Genomic DNA, 14,627 nt, shown 5'->3' on the forward strand with positions numbered 1-14,627 from the left:
TGCCGATATTGCCATTGTGTTCCATTGGTCTCTTTCAGAGATGATGGAAATGGAACCAAGAGAGTTGCTCTTTTGGCGAAAACAAGCAGCAGAAAGGTATAAGACAAAATGAGTAAAAAAGTTGCCGATGCAAAGGTCAAGTTGTCTCTTGAAGACAAACTCACCGTGCCTTTAAAACGTGTGCAAAAGGAATTCGACAATTTATCAAAAACATTATCCCATAGTTTGCGTATTCCGCGCTTTTCTGCTGCTGTAAAAAACATGACAAAAAGCCTTCATGGCGTTCAAGGGGCTCTTAGTGTGGCTGCAAGTCGTGCTTCGGTCTTTACCGGTGTCTTAGGGCTTGCTGCGGGTGGTCTTGTGGCAAGCTTGACCGCCGTTACCATGAAAACCATGCATATGGGTGATAGTCTCTACCATGCCTCACGCCATTTAGGAATGAGTGTCACAGCCCTTCAATTATGGGGTGATGCAGCCGATAATTCAGGATATTCTGCCGAACTCTTTCAACAATCCTTGGCAACCTTAAATAGGCGTTCTGCGCAAGCATATGCTGGACAAAAAAGAGGCATGATGGGATTTGAAGCGCTCGGCATTTCTGTCAAAAACGCTTCTGGCAAACTCAAATCAAATTCTCTCTTACTAGAAGAAATTACCGAAAAAATGAGTAAGATGAAAAATCAAGCACAAAGACAGCACATTGCTGCCTTACTGTTTGGTGGAGATGGTAAAGAGATGGCATCCATGCTCTCACAAGGCATGGCGCCCATTAAAGAACTCTTTGCAAAGGCGAGAAAAGGAAAATGGCTCCTTGGTGCCGATGTTGCACGCTATGCAGCAGATTTAAGTGATAAGCTTGGTGCTTTTAAGAAAAAAATAGGCGGTATCGCAAACTTTATTGGCGCACGCTTCATGCCCGTGATCAATGATTTAATTGATGCATTTTCAAAATTGATTGATGAAAACCGTGACCTCATTCAAACAACCGTGGCAAGCTGGGCTAAAACCTTAAAACAAGTCTTGCAAGATTTGCTTAATCCTACCTCTGATTTAAGAAAAGGTATCAGTGATCTCACAGAGAGGATTAAAGGCTGGTTCCAATGGCTAGAGCCCTTAATTGGTGAAATAACCCTTTTTAAAGTGGGTCTTGTCGCCCTTGGTTCCTTTATTTTTGGTCCGCTCATTGCCGCATTAGCAGCCGTAGGAGTAGCGTTTGTTAGCCTTGGCTATGCTATGATGACCACCCCTATCGGTTGGCTCATTGGCGGTATTGCTGTCCTCGTTGTACTTTATAAAAGTTGGGATAAACTCAATGGCTGGGTAGCAGCATCTTTAGCCGCAGTTGGAGCCGTTCTTATCGGATCATTCATTGCAGCAATGGTTCCAGCTGCTTCCGCAGTTGCCGGTCTCGCGGTAAGTCTTGTCGCTTCACTTATTCCAGCAATAACTGCTGTTGGTTCCGCTTTTATATCGCTTGGTATTGCCATCATGACAACCCCCATAGGCTGGATAATGGCTGGTATTGCAGCCCTTATTGGAATTGGATATCTGCTCTACAAAAATTGGGATACGGTCATGAATTTCTTACGCAACTTGTGGAATTCTTTTGCCAACTTATGTAGTACTGTTTTTAATAACCTCTTTAGTCTCTTTAAAAAGTTTTCACCCCTCTCTTGGATTGCAAAAAAAATCAATGACCTCATTAAATGGCTGTTTGGGATCGATTTAATGGCCGCAGGAACCAATCTGATTAACGGACTTTGGGAAGGCATCAAAAGCAAATGGAATGCTCTATCCGATTGGTTTAGCAACAATATAGATGGATTAACCAGTTGGATGCCAAACTGGATGAGAGAAAAGCTAGGATTTAAGGCTACAATCGACAAAAATTCAACCCAAACCATTAAAACCCTTAACGATGAAACCAAAGCTCCCGTCAAAAAAATGCTTGATACAGCCATTGTTCCCAATGCTCCATCTGGAAAAGGTAAGAGCAGTTCTAATAAAGGCATAGTCGAAACAGGACAAATGCAGGCGACAAATGTAAAGGTTGAATCTTTCAAAGTTCCAGAGCCCATTACCGTTCATAAGCCGGTAGAAATCGATGCCCGCGTGATGATTTCAAATTTAAATATTTCTGTTCCCAATGGTTTAAAAGACGAAATCCGCGCCGCCGTCAATCAAGCCCTTGAACACTATGCCAAACAACAGCGTTTGGCTATCGCTTCTAGCCTTTCGGATTAATCATCATGATGTTAGCTTTAGGTCGTTTTATCTTTTCCATTGAAACAGCAGCTTATCAAGCCCTCGATATGACCTATAACATTCCATGGGTCGAGCAAGGGCGATTGAGGCGCAAGGCTGCTCTTCAATTGCCAGCTGTTGCCAATGCGGAATTTTCCCTAACAGGTGTGGTTTATCCAGACTTTAAAGGCGGTTATAGACAACTGGAATATTTGCGGCAAATGGCACATGAGGGACCTCATATCCTCGTAACAGGACAGGGAAAGATTTTAGGTAAGTTTGTCATCCTTTCTGTCAAAGAAAAACAGAGTATTTTTCACAAAAATGGTAACCCAAAAAAACAAGAATTTACCGTCAATTTGAGAGAATATGGTGAAGAACTATGAATGATCTTTATGTGACAAAAGAAGGCGATATGGTTGATGCTATTTGCTGGAGATATTATGCCAAGGGTCAACAAGCTCTTGCTGTTGAACGCGTTTATGCAGCTAATTTTGGTCTTGCAGACTATGGACCACTCTTAAAAGCAGGTATCACAATCCTCTTGCCATCCCTCCCCTATCCCAAAGCCACACCGGTCATTAGAATTTGGGGGAGTCAATCATGAAACCTTTTTGCACAGTGATGGCAAATGGAGAAGATATTACACGCATACTTATGGACTATGTCTTATCGATTGAAATTACCGATGAAGCAGAAGACAAAAGTGATCGTATTACCATAGAGCTTGATGACCGCGCCCGTGAGTGTGATAACGGCTTTCTTGATATTCCTCTCATCGGAACTATCCTTTCTGTCACCCTTGGCTATGAAGGGGGTAAAAACCGCGATATGGGCGCCTATCTGATTGATGAAATCTCTGTAAGCAGTCCACCACAAACCTTAAATGTTACAGGGCGTGCCGCCTCTATGAACACATCTTATAGAACACCCAAAAGCCAATCCTATCATCAACAAACCCTCGGGGGTATCATTCAAGAGATAGCACAGCGCAATGGCTATATAGCAAAAGTTGACCCTGCTCTTGCCAAAATTGTCGTACGTCACATTGATCAAACCGCAGAAAGCGATATGGCTTTTGCCACACGCCTTGCAGAAGAATATGATGCCGTCGCAAAGCCTGTTGATGGCAAATTGGTGCTTGCCAAACGGGGTGAAGGCAAAGCCATTACCGGTGAAACACTCCCCGTTGTTGTCATCCATGAAAAACACTGCACCTCTTGGGATTTTAAATACAGTGCACGCGATGAAGCAGGTGCCGCCAATGGCTTAGCAACAGATGCAGGAGATGACCAAAAAGCCGCCGCTAATGCACGAGAACCAGAGGAAATTGAAGAAGGCGAAGATGTGATCCATATGGATGAAAATGACGCCCCCAATTTGCCTAAAGCAGAAACACAATCCTCTGAAAAAAAAGAGCAAGAAGAAGAGAAAAAGGGCGGTGTACTTGCAAGCTATCATGATATCCGCACCGGTGAGAAAAAGGAAGTCAAGGTTGGTAAAGAACCTTTTCATGAACTCAAATATACCTACCATAATCAATCAGAAGCGGTTGCGGCCATTGCTACTTATCGCAACAAATCATCGCGTGGAAAATCTTCTTTCTCATGTGATATCAGTGGTGATCTCTTTGTACAAGCAGAAGCAAAACTTATTCAAGAGCCCCCTTTCCGCCCCTATATTCCAGCAGAATGGCGCATCAAAAGTGTCAAACACAAGCTTGATAAGACGGGGGGCTATACAACAAAAATAGACTGCGAACTTTTTGATAAAGCCCAAGAAGATGCTGCCAAAAACGTAGCCAATACCACACCAGACAAAGATGATACCCTTGATCCAAACGCCCCTCCCAATGCATGTGACGAAGGAGACGGCGTCATCCATATGGATAAAGAAGATATATAGCAGATTATCATGATTTGCTGTAAAACACTGTTGTTTAGGAGTGGAAAGTGTTTAATACACTCAACACTGATATCAAATGTGTGGAACGGGTTGTTCAAGAGGTCGGACAGCCAGGCGAAGCCCCATAGTACGCAGCAAAACATTTAAACTACGAAATTCTGGATTACCTTTTTCTGAAAGTGTCCGGTAAAGTTGTGTTGGATTCAGGTTGGCTGCTTTAGCGACAGCTTGAACACCACCATAAGCTTTTGCCATTTGACGCAGTGTTATAAGCAATTCCCCCTGGTCACCATCTGCTAAGATAGCATCAAGGGTAGCTGCTGCCAACTCAGGGTCATCATGAAATATTTCTGCCATCGCATCATCATGGTTACGGTCTTTCATTCTTGCACTCCTTTAATCTTCACGGTTTTGCCGATCACGCCAGCAAGCACATGCGCGAGTGATATCGGTGTCTTGTGTTTTTTTGCTACCACCGCATAATAGCAACAATACGGTCTTGCCAGACTGGGCATAATAAACGCGGTAACCAGGACCAATATTCATACGCAATTCATAGACACCATCACGAAGCGGTTTGAAACCGCCAAAGTTTCCTTGCTCTAAACGATTAAGACGGCGAATAATTGCAGCTTTAGCCTGCACATCACGCAGCTTTCGCAGCCAATCATTTATCAAGTCTTTTCCATCAGAGGTAAGGTAGTGACGTATTTCAAACATAATCTATATTCGTTTATAAACGAACATCTGTCAAGATAGAAAGAAATTTATTTTTAGATTTTCACTCAGCCTCACCTTGTGTGGGGCTTTTTTAATGGAGAACTTTATGCGAAAAATATCACAAGAAGGGCTTGCACTCATAAAACAATGGGAAGGCTTGCGCCTCAATGCTTATAAAGACGCCATCGGTGTGTGGACTATTGGTTATGGACATACCAGCGCCGCAGGAAAACCTTTTGTTCACAAGGGCATGACAATTACTGAAAAACAAGCCGAAGAACTTCTTTGTAAAGACTTAAGACAATTTGAAAACACTGTTGCAAAAGCCGTTACAGTCTCTTTAAATTCTTGGCAATTCGCGGCATTGGTTTCCTTTTGCTATAATGTAGGAACAACAGCTTTTTGCAATTCCACCCTGCTAAAAAAGCTTAATAACGGTGAATATGAAGCAGTCCCGGCCGAATTACAAAAATGGACCAAAGCGGGTGGTAAACGCTTGCAAGGTCTCGTACACCGGCGTGTCGCAGAAGCAGGATTATGGGCGAAAGGCGCTTATGTTTCCTCTAACTACCAAACGGTAGAAACAAAGGATTCAACAACGCTCTTTAAAGCAGAAGCATTGGCACCAGTCATTGGCTCTTTTTCAGGTCTTGGCGGCTTGTTAGCAGGCAATGGTCCAGTGCAATGGGCACTTGCCACCATCATGGTTCTAGCTGCAGGTGTTGGTCTTTTCTTTGTTGCCAAACGCTTTCAGGAGCACCGCCTATGATCTTATGGATGAAAAAAAATCTGCTGTTAACAGGTGCGGCTTTTGCCGCTTTTTTTATGGCTTTAGCTAAAGCTTTTACCCTTGGCAAAAAAGCAGAACAGCAAAAGCAAACAGAAAAAACGCTAAAGGCAGCAACAAAACGTCTGGAGGTGGAAAATGAAGTTAATCAAAAAAGCGATTCTGATGTGCGCACTGCTCTCTCTCGTTGGCTGCGGGGCAAATAAGTATGTCTCTTGTGTTGGTTGGTTACCCATTTATTTAAACAAAAGAGATGTTAACGTCATCAGTTCAAGCTTAGCAAGAGATATCTTAAAACATAACACCCTAGGTGAACGTTTGTGTGGATGGAAACATGGCTAGAAGAAAAACAAGAGATGATATAGAGCTTACAGAAGCGGAAAAAGAAATCCTACAAGAAATCATCATGACCTACAAAAGTGTAAAGGTGATGTCGCGTTATACGAAATGGATTGTACTCATTATACTCTTATTAGCGCTTGATTTTTCACGGATCCTAGATGCCATAGAAAATATTTTTACACAAAAACCAAATATCCGACTCTAAATACGCTCTGAGACGTGCTAAATTTTTTAGCCAATAGATTTTTAATTTTGCACGTCTCATGGAGGCATGAGATAATGTCTTTGCATATTTAAAACAGTGTTTTTTGAAAAATTAATCTTTAAATTAGCTTGTTTCATGGATTTAAAAATTCTAATAGCGTATACTAGGTGTAATCGGCTTCGAAATTTTAGTCCTTTGAAGATGAAGAAGAAGTCAAATCTTTGTAAAATGATACAATTTCTTGTCTTTTATAAATCAGAGTAGATAATGAAAACAAATTTAAGTGGACGGGTAAGAAATACATCTTTACCAGAAAATAATGCTCTACTGCCTCTTTTTGAAGCAGTTGTAAATTCTATTCATTCCATTGAAGAAATAGGAAATGATTTTTCCTCAAGCTACATTACAATTTCAGTCATAAGATCAGAGCAAGCTTTACTACCACTTGAAGGCACTGAAAAACTAAACAAAACAGAAATTGTAGGTTTTAAAATAACCGATAATGGTACAGGCTTTAATGATCATAATTTTCAATCATTTGAAACTTTAGACTCAGATTATAAGATAGAAAAAGGTTGCCATGGTATAGGACGACTTTTATGGCTTAAAGCTTTTGATAATATAAAAATCAAAAGTATTTATAAAACAGATGAAGGGTTAAAGGGACGCGCATTTTTATTTGATACTGCTACAGGTATAAAAGCATTAGAGGATTTTCAAGATAATTGTACAAAAAGAGAAACTGTTGTTGAATTACAAGATCTGAAAAAAGAATATAAAGGTCATATCCCTAAAACGCTACAATCTATTGCAAAAGCACTTTTAGAACATTGTCTCTGGTATTTTGCAAGAACTGGTGGTTGTCCCTCCATAACTATTGAAGATGACTCGGAAAAGATATTGTTGAATGGTCTATATGAACAATGCATGCATGGAGCCGTTTTTAATGAAGAAATCCAAATTGGAAATGATATTTTTTCTATTATGCATATTAAATTTAGATTCTTACCTTTAGAAAATCAGGCTTTATATTTTTGTGCAGGCAATAGGGTTATTACAAAAGAAAAATTATCTAAGAAAATTCCTGGTATGCAATCAAAACTACAAGATGATAAGGGTGAATTCATCTACTCTTGCTACATAAACTCTCCTTTTTTGGATAAGAGAGTACGTTCTGAAAGAATAGGTTTTGATATTGAAGAAAAGGTTGAAGATAAACAAGAAAATTTATTTGAAAGAATAAAAATATCATTTCCGATAATACGGCAAGCTATATATGAAAAAATTCAAGAATATTTAGCTGTAGAGTTACAGCAAAACATTCAAAACAGTAAGGAGATAGTTGAACAGTTCACACATAAAGTACCACGCTATCGTCCACTCTTAAACTATTTAACAGACAATGACTATATGATTTCTCCTACAATAAAGGATTCAGAATTAGAGCTATATTTGCATGAACGTTTCGCTAGAATAGAAAATGAAATTTTAAAAGAAGGTCATAAGTTTTAGCAGTTCAACAAGGAGAAAATTCAGACAGTTATACTACAAGAATTAGTAAATATGTAAATGCTGTAGGTGATCTTAAAAAGTCCGATTTGGCAAATTACTTATTCCACAGAAAAACGATCATAGAACTTCTGAAGGAATCTTTAAACTCCCTTTCTGAAGGTGATAAAAAATATGTTAAAGAAGACGTTATTCATCAACTCATAGTACCCACGAAGTGTGATTCTAATTCCGTAGCTATGAATAATTGTAACTTGTGGTTAATAGACGAAAAATTAGTATTCCATAATTATTTAGCTTCTGATCTCTCATTTAAAAAAATGCCTATTACAGGATCTGTAGAAATGGAAAGACCTGATATATGTAGTTTAGAATTGTGTGATAATTCTATCTATTGGAATCCTTTATTCGTATCAGATAGCAAAGAGGATTCAAAGTCTCCTACGTTGGCATCTCTTACTATAGTGGAAATTAAGCGCCTATGAGAGATGATGCAAAATCTGGTACCGAAAAAGATCCTATTGATCAGGTCATTACTTATCTAAAAAAAATTCGTGAAGGTAAAGTACGTACCCCCAAAGGGCGTCCAATAAATTTGGAGGGAGAAGTTCCCGGTTATTGTTATATTATCTGTGATTTAACTCCTCGCATAAGAGATTGTTGCATACGTTGGGATTTAACACAATCAGGCGATTATATGGGATATTTTGGATATCACAAAGGCTTTAAATCCTATATAGAGGTGATTTCATTTGATAAGCTCATAGCTGACGCCGAAAAAAGACATCAACGCTTCTTTGAAGCTTTAGGGTTACCATTAGGATAGAATAACAGCAATTATATTTTTACTCTAATGGCTTTGAATATTTTATCAAATCGCTTCTGTTATAAATGCCGCCCACTGTTCCATGAGGGCATGTCGTTGTTCTAAAAAATCTGTCCGCATATAAGCTTTTGTCACCGAACTCCCAACGGAATGCGCAAGAACAGTTTCTGCAATCTCAAATGGTGTTGACGTTGTCTCTGCTATCCAGTCACGAAGACTAGATCTGAAACCATGGGGTCTATAATCAAAACCTTTGTCTTTCATGAATTTAGATAGTGTTACATCAGATATAGGCTTTCCAGAACTCCCAGCAAATAAAAAACCTTTTTTCTCAAAAGGGAGAGATTTTTCAATCACTTTCAAAGCTTCATGACTTAATGGCACGCGAAAATCGGAAACCTTTCCTACAATACCTTTCATATTTTCTTTCGGTATTGTCCATATATCCTTATTTATTTGTTCAAGACGTAAATATCGCAATGGATATGACCGTACTCCAGTCAAAATCAGAAGCTTCAGTACTAAATTTGAAAGAATCTTATCATCCAAACTCTGATAAAAAGCTGGAATTTCTTGCCATGGCATAGCAGGAATGTTTGTTGGTGTAGCACGAGGTTTTCCTAAAAGAGCACGCGCTTTCATACAAGCCTGTAGATCAACATTCAAACCAAGAGCTGCAGCATATTTCAAGCAAATGTTAATACGATTAAGTGCTTTTCGTGCCGTATCTGCTTTTTCATGCCAAAGAGGTGCCAAAACATTGCGAATAATATTGGCAGTTAATTGTTCTATAGGCAAACTCCCTATCTGTGGAATAACATGTAATTCCAGTGGAGAAAACCAACGCCCATTTTTGCCTTCATTTTTTAACTCTGCTTTTTTACTTTCAAAAGCTGCTTGTGCAATTTCTTTAAACATATTGCTTTGCTGTTTTAAGACAGTTTGTTCTCGAAAGACAATAGGATCATTGCCTTCTTTAAGAATATCGCTATAATATCTTGCAAGTTCTCGTGCTTCTTTTAAAGAAAGTCTTGTGACAGAACCAAGCCCCATTTCACGGCGCTTATTGTGATGTGTATAGCGAAAAAACCAAGAATGTGTATTGTCTTTTCGAACATTCAGCCACAGCCCTGCCCCATCACAATATTTCCCTTGAGGAGATGCCTTTACGAATGCAGCTGATAATCTATGTATCGCCCTCACTTAATTTACCTTCTCGTCCACCTTTTAGACCACCTTAAACTTTTGATTTGAGATTTTTTCTTTAATTCTTAATTTTTTTATTGGAACATAAAAGACTATACACATCAATACGCTCTTGCACATATTTATATACTTTGAATCTTGTTGCTAAATCCCAACTTGCATCTCCGGGGCACCATTTTTAGTGCACTGAGAAATTATATAGATTTTTTTCTTTAATGCTCTTTTTTTAGATCTCCTCTTACGGTTTATGCAATTTTACTTAATTTGTTGTTATTTGCGTCGTATTTTTCCCTAGAGTAAATGCCTAATCTTTTTTCTCCACCTTACTGCTCTCCCTAGCTTATATGGCTCTGGAAATACCCCTTGAAGCACCTAATTACGATCGTTATTGTCAGTACACTCAAAACGCCATCATCAAATATCATCTCATTACCTTTCTATTTTTTATGTTATGTAAATGAGTGGGGGTATTTGAGGAGGAATATCCCCATAGGGTTAAGAAGCTTGTATCGAGATCTTCTTCATGCGTTGCTCTATTTTCTCTAAAAAGTTTTCAACAGCTTGATTGAGCTGTGCAATTTGTTTCTCATAACGCTCGACGCATATGATTTTCATGCGTAAGTAAGATGATTTGCCTACAAAGTTTGGATTATAGCTCATGAAATGACACAATTTACGTCCAGTGCATCATGCCATTTGGAATTGCATTTGTGCGATATATTTAGGCTTGATATTGCCATCTATAAAGAAGCGTAGATGGTTGACTGTCCTCAGCAACAAACCCATCAAGACTAACACCAACCATTTTGATTACGGAATGTTGGATGAAATCACATCGAGTAATCTCTGTATCATAAATGAACGCATATTCTTTAGTGCATTCTCTTCATGTTTAATCCCATTGCATAGTGGACGTTGTATAAGAGAGGCTTGTTTTTTTTGCTAAACGCTCTGTTATAAGCTTAATTGGGTATTCCTCATATTTGTAAGCATTCGCTTTTCTGTTTTACTAATTACGTTGTAAAATGCTTGATGCAGTGAATTTGTCTAAATGGGCTTGAAAGCATTCTGTATTCTTTGTTCCATCTCACACCGCCGCTTGTTATTTGGTTAATATTGGATATGAACATATTTGGCATCTTGTATAGGTGCGTCTCTTTGCTCTTGTCCATAAAGATGAAGATTATGTTTTAGTGTGCAATTTCCTGATTTTGAAGATCTATTCTCTACTGCTGATAAAGAAGAAAATTTTATCATAAATGCAACCAAAGCCTACAATCTTAGTGTGAAGATATGGATATAGTACCTATTCCTTTAAAAATTTGAGGAAATAATACAACAGAAAGTTGTCAAAAAAGATTTGTCATTAAGAGTTTTTTAATACAAGTTCCTTTTATTGAAAATAATGCAAAAGGTATACGTATAAATATATCAATTGTGCAAAGACTCTTACGTATAATTGATCAATTGTGTATAAGAAAGAAACTTGAAAAGATCTTTTTTTGGTCAACAGCAATCTGTCATGAGCTTAATATTTAGCTGGGACACTCCTCACGCTAGATTTTTTTCAAAAATGTGTAATTGCATATGATCCATAAACTATTAATAAAAATCAAAAAGCAGCAGGTAAACAAAACGCTACAGTTAAGAGAGATATAACTATCATTGATATCACATATACGGCATCTAATATTTCTAAACCCTTTGCCTCAAAATTAAGCTCTTAATCTGATAAATATTCAAAATACGTAAAATCGATCATTTTACAAGCAGTAGAAAAATATCGATACTCATTAAAAAGTAGTTATCATATTACAGACAAAATTTAGCAATTTCACCATTATAAAGGAACTTATCTTCACGATCAGTCACATGATAGCTTGCCATATGATCATCCTACAGATCTTGTTAATTAATCAACAAGCTTAGAGTTTTAAAAAGTGCTGTTACACGCCTCCATAGTCAACATTATAATCCATTTTATCCGTTCTCTCCTGTCACATCAATAGGTACTGTTTTAGAAATGAGAAATATCGTTGGAGGAAGAATGGAAAAAATTGGGACGTTTTAGAAAAAACTGTTCGATAATGCCAAGCGAAAGTAAAAGCGTTAGTTGTGTATATTCCTTCCATAAAACTTAGGCAGTTTTTCTTAAAGTTCTCCTTGTAAAATTGAAGCTTTTCAATATTCCAAATTAGTAAGAGCAACAAGATAGTGCGTTATAAAGTTAAATTTTCACTATCTGTATAAACAAAGAAGCATAATTATAGATGTTTTTATTTACATTTTGGCTATGAATCCACTCCAGAATATCTGCACAAATCTGTTTGCCTTCACCCACTTCAACAAGAGAAACTGTATAAAACTCTTCTGCCCCTTTGAGAGTGATATATTGAAATAAAAGTAAAAAAATATCACGATAAACAGTGAAGAAAAAAGTGTCGAGAGCGAAGATTTGAAAGTAACTATTGGCAATTTTTCTTCTTTATCAATGACTTATACTATATTGATGAAACGGTGTTTACCTATGAAATAAGCATGGCGATTGTAGTTTTTATCATGATAAGCCGCCTAGTCAATCATTTTGAATTTTTTAGAAACTGGATTAAGAAGAGCCAAATGTTGTAAACTAACGCGTACCTCTGCGGACTCTCACTTCTTTAAAATCATCACATATTCTTTCGCATACAGCATAGTTAATATATTTTTTCTCTTTGGTATAGCACTTGAAATGCTCTATGAGCTGATATTGTACAAAACGAAAAGAAGAAAAAAATAACTGTAATTTAAATGCACTGTTTACGATTAAAGGAAAAATGTTTTTATCAATTTGCTTGTTTTAGAAAATCTTTTTTTCACTTTAACATTCTTTTTCAAAAAGATGTGGGCTTTCAACAATAAGCTTTTCTCGCGCTTTTTGTAATTGTTTAATGACTTCATCAATTTTTGATGGAGAACAAAGAGCTTCTTCACTATTCAACAAATGCAGCTTTTCCTTCCCTTCGTATAAACATTGCATTTGAGATTGAAGTATTCTAACTTCTTGAAAGAAAAGACGCCCAGTTTCCTTAAAACCATTATTAAGTGAAAAAAGTTGATCGGAAATAGAGAGTAAAATTTGTTTTAAAAAACGCTCATTTTCTTGGCGTTTACGATATTCTAAAATAAGAGCATGGCTTATTTCATCTAATTGTTTTTTTGTAGAATCAATTTGACGCAATAAATTTGGTTTTTCCCCCATATCACCTTTTCTCACCTTCACAAGCATAGCATGAATTTCTAATAACTTAATTGCGGAATGAGATAAATAATCAACAACTGTAGGTGTATTGGCATAGCTTTTCCATGTAATCATCACAAACCCACCTAATAACAGTTTTTCACACCTCATCCCGCTATTTATTTTTATTTTACAAAGCCATTCTAAAGAAAGTGCTAAAAAATATTTCTCCAATACATTATTCGTAGTCCTTGCTCCTCTTTTTTTACTATCGACCTGGAATCCGTGGAGAGAGAAAACGTAAAGGTGTATAAAGGATAAGATGTGTTGTTTTTTCTAACACACTACTACCATCTGCAAGAAGAGCTTGGCTAGGCGACAATTCCGTACCTTGCATAATTGTTGAAGCCAAAGAACCCTCTCGAGAAAGAGCCATTAATGTTGGTGAAGAGGCAAAGACATTGTGTGCTCCCCCATCCACATGAGAGAAATCAAGAACAGCTATTCCATTTTTACGCAACATCTCAATGTCTGAACCATCACCCACACGATGATGTCCCCCCGTAAGACGTCCTGAAACCGCGAGAGCTTTATCTGCTCTAGATACTAAAATTGCCGTTGGCTGTGGAAGTTTTTTTATATCATTAAGTTGGCGCTCAAATACATCAATATCAATATCTGGTGCTGCCATTAATAAACTTGTAATACGACGAATAGGCTTATATTTTCCCTGTAGAGCTAAAGTTCTAAATGCCTCCATTATAACAAAATTGCCCATAGAATGTGCAATAACCGAAATCTGATCAGCATTGGTTTCACTAATAAGTGTCAAGAGCTCTATTAATCCATCACGGGCAAAATTAGCGCTGTCACGGTCATAAATGTAAAGAGGAACTGATCCAGCAGAAGGCCAAGAATAATGCACAGCGACAACATTTAAAGAATAATCGTGTGTAAACTGTGCCGTACGAAATGTACCATCTGCAAAATTATTATTATATCCATGGATAAAAAGAAAAATTTCTCTTTTTCCTTTTGGCTTTTTTGCTAAAGCAGCATTTAATTGTTGTTTAAACTGTTCTTTATTATCATATTTTTGCAATGAGACTGCTGCAAAATACTTATCATGCGTAGGTTTATAGGCGTTTATTTCAACACCCCCCTTTACATGTTGCTGAGGAATTCCTACATCAACGCGATTATAATGTACTTTATTTGATCGCTCTGAGCCATAAGGTTGAGCATAATTATTTTGCATCATACGGCTTGTTGCAACATACACTGAAACAATAGCTTTTGGAAAAATTGGTTTTCCCTCAACTTCTCTTTCTACTGCAGTCATAGAAGGCGTTGCATGCACCCCATGCCAAAGGACAGCACGCGAATCACTACATGCTGATAATAAAGAAATACAAATAAGAAGTGTTAAATATCTTAGAATCACTCTACTTTTCACCGCAACTCCACCCCACCTACAAAAAATATAACGTTTTAAATGCACAGACAAAGGAATAAAAAATAAACAATTATAAAGAAAACGTCAAAATAACACACAAAGAAATATTTTTCTATAATGGGAAAGATTTTTCTATAATTTGCATAGACCACCTTTCTCTACATAACTTCTTCCCGTTACAGAGAAATTAATTATCAATGGTGCGGA

Annotated in this window: 16 protein-coding genes and 2 pseudogenes; 11 read left to right on the forward strand and 7 right to left on the reverse strand. The window is 37.5% G+C overall.

Annotation, left to right across the window (positions count from 1 at the left end; genetic code table 11):
* The first annotated feature begins 7 nt into the window (after positions 1 to 7).
* From NNJ85_RS09685 to NNJ85_RS08845, 5 genes are read left to right on the forward strand one after another with little or no spacing between them, the layout of a single operon-like run.
* Positions 8 to 112 carry a GpE family phage tail protein gene (locus NNJ85_RS09685; RefSeq protein ID WP_256387030.1) on the forward strand — a complete coding sequence of 35 codons (105 nt, stop codon included), beginning with the start codon at positions 8 to 10 and terminating at the stop codon, positions 110 to 112.
* Positions 109 to 2,244 (forward strand): phage tail protein, encoded by a 2,136-nt coding sequence (locus NNJ85_RS08830; RefSeq protein ID WP_254475322.1) that lies wholly within the window; start codon positions 109 to 111, stop codon positions 2,242 to 2,244. Before NNJ85_RS09685 ends, NNJ85_RS08830 begins: the two co-directional genes overlap by 4 nt.
* Positions 2,245 to 2,249: 5 nt before the next feature.
* On the forward strand, positions 2,250 to 2,630 hold the full coding sequence (locus NNJ85_RS08835; protein WP_254475324.1) for a phage tail protein: 381 nt from the start codon (positions 2,250 to 2,252) through the stop codon (positions 2,628 to 2,630).
* Positions 2,627 to 2,851, forward strand: a complete 225-nt coding sequence (locus NNJ85_RS08840) for a tail protein X (RefSeq protein ID WP_254475326.1) — start codon at positions 2,627 to 2,629, stop codon at positions 2,849 to 2,851. Before NNJ85_RS08835 ends, NNJ85_RS08840 begins: the two co-directional genes overlap by 4 nt.
* Entirely contained in the window at positions 2,848 to 4,149 is a 1,302-nt protein-coding gene (locus NNJ85_RS08845; protein ID WP_254475328.1) for a phage late control D family protein, read from the forward strand. Before NNJ85_RS08840 ends, NNJ85_RS08845 begins: the two co-directional genes overlap by 4 nt.
* Before the next feature lie 72 nt (positions 4,150 to 4,221).
* On the opposite strand, the gene NNJ85_RS08850 is transcribed toward NNJ85_RS08845, so the two are convergent.
* Both NNJ85_RS08850 and NNJ85_RS08855 read right to left on the reverse strand, forming a co-directional pair.
* The gene (locus NNJ85_RS08850) at positions 4,222 to 4,533 is read right to left on the reverse strand and encodes a DNA-binding protein (RefSeq protein ID WP_254475330.1); all 312 of its coding nucleotides are present in this window, start codon (positions 4,531 to 4,533) and stop codon (positions 4,222 to 4,224) included.
* Positions 4,534 to 4,545: 12 nt separating this feature from the next.
* Complete coding sequence (locus NNJ85_RS08855) at positions 4,546 to 4,869, reverse strand: type II toxin-antitoxin system RelE/ParE family toxin (protein ID WP_254475331.1); 324 nt, start codon at positions 4,867 to 4,869, stop codon at positions 4,546 to 4,548.
* 106 nt (positions 4,870 to 4,975) lie between these two features.
* On the opposite strand from NNJ85_RS08855, the gene NNJ85_RS08860 reads away from it, so the two are divergent.
* The 6 genes from NNJ85_RS08860 to NNJ85_RS08885 all read left to right on the forward strand — a co-directional run bounded on the left by NNJ85_RS08860 (position 4,976) and on the right by NNJ85_RS08885 (position 8,538).
* Entirely contained in the window at positions 4,976 to 5,638 is a 663-nt protein-coding gene (locus NNJ85_RS08860; protein WP_254475340.1) for a lysozyme, read from the forward strand.
* Positions 5,635 to 5,862 (forward strand): hypothetical protein, encoded by a 228-nt coding sequence (locus NNJ85_RS08865; RefSeq protein WP_254475342.1) that lies wholly within the window; start codon positions 5,635 to 5,637, stop codon positions 5,860 to 5,862. The genes NNJ85_RS08860 and NNJ85_RS08865 overlap by 4 nt, the downstream gene beginning before the upstream one ends.
* A complete protein-coding gene (locus tag NNJ85_RS08870) occupies positions 5,795 to 5,998 on the forward strand; it encodes a hypothetical protein (protein WP_246744087.1) in 204 nt (67 codons plus the stop codon). Before NNJ85_RS08865 ends, NNJ85_RS08870 begins: the two co-directional genes overlap by 68 nt.
* A complete protein-coding gene (locus NNJ85_RS08875) occupies positions 5,991 to 6,203 on the forward strand; it encodes a hypothetical protein (protein WP_254475344.1) in 213 nt (70 codons plus the stop codon). The genes NNJ85_RS08870 and NNJ85_RS08875 overlap by 8 nt, the downstream gene beginning before the upstream one ends.
* 267 nt (positions 6,204 to 6,470) lie before the next feature.
* Positions 6,471 to 7,715: a hypothetical protein gene (locus NNJ85_RS08880; RefSeq protein ID WP_254475346.1), complete on the forward strand. Its 1,245-nt coding sequence runs from the start codon at positions 6,471 to 6,473 to the stop codon at positions 7,713 to 7,715.
* A 478-nt stretch (positions 7,716 to 8,193) separates the two neighbouring features.
* Positions 8,194 to 8,538: a hypothetical protein gene (locus tag NNJ85_RS08885; RefSeq protein WP_254475348.1), complete on the forward strand. Its 345-nt coding sequence runs from the start codon at positions 8,194 to 8,196 to the stop codon at positions 8,536 to 8,538.
* A 45-nt stretch (positions 8,539 to 8,583) separates the two neighbouring features.
* Here NNJ85_RS08885 and NNJ85_RS08890 read toward each other — a convergent pair whose 3' ends face one another.
* The 5 genes and pseudogenes from NNJ85_RS08890 to NNJ85_RS08910 all read right to left on the reverse strand — a co-directional run bounded on the left by NNJ85_RS08890 (position 8,584) and on the right by NNJ85_RS08910 (position 14,420).
* Positions 8,584 to 9,741, reverse strand: a complete 1,158-nt coding sequence (locus NNJ85_RS08890; RefSeq protein ID WP_254475350.1) for a site-specific integrase — start codon at positions 9,739 to 9,741, stop codon at positions 8,584 to 8,586.
* A 262-nt stretch (positions 9,742 to 10,003) separates the two neighbouring features.
* A pseudogene (locus NNJ85_RS08895) lies at positions 10,004 to 10,169 on the reverse strand (DNA-binding protein).
* A 70-nt stretch (positions 10,170 to 10,239) separates the two neighbouring features.
* Positions 10,240 to 10,771, reverse strand: a pseudogene (locus NNJ85_RS08900) (YqaJ viral recombinase family protein).
* 1,833 nt (positions 10,772 to 12,604) lie between these two features.
* Positions 12,605 to 13,099, reverse strand: a complete 495-nt coding sequence (locus NNJ85_RS08905; RefSeq protein ID WP_254475352.1) for a hypothetical protein — start codon at positions 13,097 to 13,099, stop codon at positions 12,605 to 12,607.
* Between the two features lie 133 nt (positions 13,100 to 13,232).
* Positions 13,233 to 14,420: an alpha/beta hydrolase gene (locus NNJ85_RS08910; RefSeq protein ID WP_254475354.1), complete on the reverse strand. Its 1,188-nt coding sequence runs from the start codon at positions 14,418 to 14,420 to the stop codon at positions 13,233 to 13,235.
* Positions 14,421 to 14,627: the final 207 nt, after the last annotated feature.

The organism is Bartonella sp. B1098 (assembly GCF_944896145.1).
Classification (GTDB): Bacteria; Pseudomonadota; Alphaproteobacteria; order Rhizobiales; family Rhizobiaceae; genus Bartonella.

Bases quoted from the DNA above. Each gene is read 5' to 3' on its own strand.
- NNJ85_RS08830 (WP_254475322.1), top strand. From the start codon at position 109: ATGAGTAAAAAAGTTGCCGATGCAAAGGTCAAGTTGTCTCTTGAAGAC.
- NNJ85_RS08835 (WP_254475324.1), top strand. From the start codon at position 2,250: ATGATGTTAGCTTTAGGTCGTTTTATCTTTTCCATTGAAACAGCAGCT.
- NNJ85_RS08840 (WP_254475326.1), top strand. From the start codon at position 2,627: ATGAATGATCTTTATGTGACAAAAGAAGGCGATATGGTTGATGCTATT.
- NNJ85_RS08845 (WP_254475328.1), top strand. From the start codon at position 2,848: ATGAAACCTTTTTGCACAGTGATGGCAAATGGAGAAGATATTACACGC.
- NNJ85_RS08850 (WP_254475330.1), bottom strand. From the start codon at position 4,533: ATGAAAGACCGTAACCATGATGATGCGATGGCAGAAATATTTCATGAT.
- NNJ85_RS08855 (WP_254475331.1), bottom strand. From the start codon at position 4,869: ATGTTTGAAATACGTCACTACCTTACCTCTGATGGAAAAGACTTGATA.
- NNJ85_RS08860 (WP_254475340.1), top strand. From the start codon at position 4,976: ATGCGAAAAATATCACAAGAAGGGCTTGCACTCATAAAACAATGGGAA.
- NNJ85_RS08865 (WP_254475342.1), top strand. From the start codon at position 5,635: ATGATCTTATGGATGAAAAAAAATCTGCTGTTAACAGGTGCGGCTTTT.
- NNJ85_RS08870 (WP_246744087.1), top strand. From the start codon at position 5,795: ATGAAGTTAATCAAAAAAGCGATTCTGATGTGCGCACTGCTCTCTCTC.
- NNJ85_RS08875 (WP_254475344.1), top strand. From the start codon at position 5,991: ATGGCTAGAAGAAAAACAAGAGATGATATAGAGCTTACAGAAGCGGAA.
- NNJ85_RS08880 (WP_254475346.1), top strand. From the start codon at position 6,471: ATGAAAACAAATTTAAGTGGACGGGTAAGAAATACATCTTTACCAGAA.
- NNJ85_RS08885 (WP_254475348.1), top strand. From the start codon at position 8,194: ATGAGAGATGATGCAAAATCTGGTACCGAAAAAGATCCTATTGATCAG.
- NNJ85_RS08905 (WP_254475352.1), bottom strand. From the start codon at position 13,099: ATGATTACATGGAAAAGCTATGCCAATACACCTACAGTTGTTGATTAT.